The following is a 3,871-nucleotide window of genomic DNA, read 5'->3' as shown; positions in this document are numbered from 1 at the left end:
GCTTTTTTTCTTTGTAGTCCTCTTGTTCATCTGGGTCAGCTTTAGAAGGAAGAGAACCTACTTTTAAACATTTCATTCCCATTGATTTTAAAAATTTTCTCACTTGGGTAGGACTTCGTTTTATTCCCGTTAATTCTTCTCTCCTATATACAGCTTCATTTATTGTGGCTGGTGGATTTTTCTCGAAGTATTTTTTGAGCGTTTCTTTTTGAGACTCTAATTCACTTTTAGGTCGATAGAAGTTGATTTCTTTTAATTTTTCTATTCCGCCTTCTTGATAATCTCGAAGATAGGTTAATAAGGTATTTGGCGAGATTCCTGCTAACTGACAAATTTTTTGGTGCGGTATCTTTTGGCTCTTTAACCAGAGAACTTCCATCTTCAGTTGAACCCGGGGATGGGGATGATGAAATCTTTCCTAAGAAAGTGAGTTCTTTTCTTCTTCCGTGAATTCTAGGTTAATCATGTTTTCAATGAGTGCTTTGCTTCTAATTATGACTCTTAAACTATATTATTGTCTTTGAGTAAAAAATGCAAGTTGTAGCCGTGCAAAGTATATTTATTTCAAAATGAGAATTGCTGAGATTTTACTGTCATCGAAGAAGAAAAAGAAATACGAGTGAGACGGTGGAATCAGCTTCACTTTGAAGACTTTGCCCAGACTATCCTAGATGTGGTAAGAGTAGATCATCCTGACTATGACCGTCCTCTACTCATTGGGACTATGGCGAGGGAGTTGACTACCGTCGAATTGCGTCTGGCCTACAGTCATCGTTCCCCAGTTGAAACTAATTTCTTTGTGGCTCAGGATACAGCGGGGATGGAGATGCCGAGAGCTTGGACGGAGAATTCTATCAGGCGTCGAATTGGTCTGGCTTTGTTGGCTGGTTGTTTACTTAAAGCGATCGCTGCTGTCTGCGAACCGCTCGCTACAGGACCCTGGGATAAGAAACCCCAACCAACTGCTGGTCGTTTGAGCCATCACCTCAATATTCGGGTCAATGATTTTTCGGCACTTGCTCTCAAGGGTGTGCCATCGAGAAACTACCGAAAAATTCAAAAACCCCAGCCCATCAAGGATTTGCCGTTACCTGATGCCGCTTAAATTGGTAAAACACGAGAATTTGGCTGTGCCATTTAAACTCGCTTCCACAGATTTAGAACACGACGCCTCATCTATCTGAGAAAGGCTGTAACTTTTTCTTGAACTAAATTTAGCATCAAGTTTTTATCAGCCAAGTTCATTGCTATGACTGGGGTATAGATTTTTGGAGATGTCTAATGTGACGGGTTCCGCATCGATCGCTTCCGTGGTATGATTCGGGCGACATCCGATCGATCCCCCCTTCCTGTAGATGAGCGAACTATCCCCCACCGTCTCCGTCATCGTTCCCTGCTATAACCAAGGTATTTATCTCGATGAAGCGATCCAATCGGTTCTCGGACAGACCTATCAAGATTTCGAGATTATTATCGTCGATGATGGATCGGACGACGGGCTGACGGGGCTGACGAACGATCTCCTACGAGATTACCGACGAAAGAGAACGCGGGTGATCCGTACCGAGAATCGGGGAGTGGTTAGCGCTCGCAATACAGCGATCTCCCACGCGAGGGGTAAATATATCCTGCCCCTCGATGCCGATGACCGAATCGGTAGCGAATATTTAGAGAAAGCGGTAAAAATTCTCGATGATAATCCCGATACGGGGATCGTTTACTGCGAGGTGGAGTTTTTCGGCGAGCGGCAGGGTAAATGGGAGTTACCTCCCTACCGATTTCCCGATATATTAGTACAGAACGTGATTTTCTGCTCCGGTTTTTTTAGAAAATCCGACTGGGAGAAAGTCGACGGATATAATCCTAATATGAACGATGGCTGGGAAGATTACGATTTCTGGCTAGCGATAATCGAAACGGGAAGAAAAGTATATAGAATTTCAGAAATTTTGTTTTATTATCGACAAAAAAAATCTTCTAGAAATACGGAGGCGAATTCAAGAGCGATCGCTCTCCATACCCGAATCTTTCAAAATCATCGAGAACTTTATCTACAAAATATAGAAATTCTATTTAAATATATCTACGAGAATTGGTCGAAAATCGATGAATTGAGGGAAGTCATCCACGAGAATCGATTAACAGTTGAAGAGTTGGGCGAGCGGCTCGATGATTTTGTAGCGCAACGAGATCGGGCTATTCTCAGAATCCAACAGTTAGAAGACCATGAGAGAGAACTCGAGCAGGAATTATCCAAAACCCAAAAGTACTTTTTGAACGCTCGACGGGAAGTGGAAGAGCTTACGGAAGCGATCCGTCCCTTGCAAGAGATGCGAGAGAGTAAATTAGGGACGATGCTCGCGCTCTGGCACGAATTTAAGAAAAAAATCGGTTTTTAATAGAGAATGGTCGCTCGATGCTCAATCGTTGTCTGGAAGTCTTAACACTCGCTTCGTTTGTTTCCAAGTCGTTCTAATTTTCCAGAACTTACTACTTTCCATTCCTGTAATGACATCTTGAGCTTTCTGCAATTCTGTAGATATTTTTTCGATAAGATGTAAATGTTTACTTCGTTCTGCTTGTAACTCTGACTCGGTAATTTCCAGTTCTTGAATTCTCTGTTGGTGGGTTGTATTCCGAGCGAGCAGATCGTCTCTTTCTTCCTTGAGTTTTACATAAATCGCGCTGGTTAAACAGGTGGGAAGCTCGCTATAGCAAGGATCGACCATCATTTTACGCAAAAAGAGTTGCAGGTCGGTTGAGATGCGATCACTCTGTTGATTCTGTAAGGTTTGCTGGGAAAGATGCACGCGAAAAAACGAGAGAGTTCGATCAATAAATCCCACCTTATAGTTCAGCATGATCCGACACCACATATCGATGTCCACGTGTTGGCAGAGATCAGGATCGAATTCCCCTACGGTATCGAAAACTTCTTTGCGGATTAAAACCGTGCTGGGTTCGCCGATTTTATTAATACATCCCTCTAAAAAACGCGGGTCGCTTAATAAACTTCTTCCCGACTGAACTAACGCGAGTCGTGACCAACCGGAATGTAAATTCTCGATCTGACGCACGATCGCCAAACAGGTATCGTTCGTTTTCGCCTCCTCCGACAGAAGAAGATCGCGGCGGGAAAACACCAATCCAATCTCTCTATCGCTCTCCGCCAGTTCGACCATTTCCGACACACAATTTGCGTCAAGAAGGTCATCTTGTAATAAAAATTTAATATATTTACCCCTCGATCGGGAAACCGCACAATTCCAATTATCGACCATCCCCAAGTGCTCATGAGTGAAGACTTGACAATCTAACGCGGTTTGTTGTTGAAAGTCTTTAACGATCTCTAAAGTGCGATCGGTCGAGCCGTCATCGGAAATAATAATCTCTAAAGCCGGATAGGTTTGCGCTCGGACTGACGCAAGTGTTTCCTCTAAAAATCTCTCGCCTTGGTAGGTCGGGATCACGATACTTACGGGGGGGGAAGAAACGATCATCGTTTTTGAAAAAATTTGTTTCCCGAAATGGAGGCGGGACATATAGCGGTAAGCGCTTGAGTGAGATACAAACCAAGCTTTGCCTAGCATGGTTTATAGCTCGTGACACTGTACCTCATACGACTGCACACCGCTATATTCTACCACACATTCCGCACCCGGCTCTTCTAGGTTCTGTGTGAGCATGGTATAATAGTAACACAGAACAGGAGGTGGGTTATGTGGATAAATTTTGATCAAATCCTCGATTTACCAAATGTAACAGTGGTCAATTATCAAAAAATTGCTCAGACAATTTTCCTAAAGCTCGCTCTTTTAAATGAAACAATTGAATGTCCGAATTGCCATCAAACCTTGGACAGAATCAATCA

The 3,871-nt window shown here is 43.1% G+C and carries 3 protein-coding genes and 2 pseudogenes; 3 read left to right on the top strand and 2 right to left on the bottom strand.

The genetic code is table 11. The features are described 5' to 3' along the window. A pseudogene (locus O9290_RS01820) lies at window positions 1–466 on the bottom strand (helix-turn-helix domain-containing protein); the annotation flags it as partial. Between the two features lie 153 nt (window positions 467–619). Between O9290_RS01820 and O9290_RS01815 the strand changes: the two are divergent. Both O9290_RS01815 and O9290_RS01810 read left to right on the top strand, forming a co-directional pair. Then, window positions 620–1,105, top strand: coding sequence for a hypothetical protein (locus tag O9290_RS01815; RefSeq protein ID WP_002761541.1), 486 nt, complete (start codon window positions 620–622; stop codon window positions 1,103–1,105). Window positions 1,106–1,355: 250 nt separating this feature from the next. After that, a complete protein-coding gene (locus O9290_RS01810; RefSeq protein WP_002761542.1) occupies window positions 1,356–2,399 on the top strand; it encodes a glycosyltransferase in 1,044 nt (347 codons plus the stop codon). Between the two features lie 21 nt (window positions 2,400–2,420). Here O9290_RS01810 and O9290_RS01805 read toward each other — a convergent pair whose 3' ends face one another. Next, entirely contained in the window at window positions 2,421–3,542 is a 1,122-nt protein-coding gene (locus O9290_RS01805) for a glycosyltransferase (protein ID WP_002761543.1), read from the bottom strand. Between the two features lie 177 nt (window positions 3,543–3,719). Between O9290_RS01805 and O9290_RS01800 the strand changes: the two are divergent. Beyond that, window positions 3,720–3,871: pseudogene (locus O9290_RS01800) on the top strand (ISL3 family transposase); the annotation flags it as partial.

The organism is Microcystis sp. LE19-41.2A (genome assembly GCF_027530405.1).
In the GTDB taxonomy this organism is placed as follows: Bacteria; Cyanobacteriota; Cyanobacteriia; order Cyanobacteriales; family Microcystaceae; genus Microcystis; species Microcystis aeruginosa.
Note: the sequence above shows the minus strand (reverse complement) of the source record. Positions and strands in the feature narration are given on the sequence as shown.

What these genes read in the sequence shown, in the direction of transcription:
- O9290_RS01810 (WP_002761542.1), top strand. Translation starts at nt 1,356, where the DNA reads ATGAGCGAACTATCCCCCACCGTCTCCGTCATCGTTCCCTGCTATAAC.
- O9290_RS01805 (WP_002761543.1), bottom strand. Translation starts at nt 3,542, where the DNA reads ATGTCCCGCCTCCATTTCGGGAAACAAATTTTTTCAAAAACGATGATC.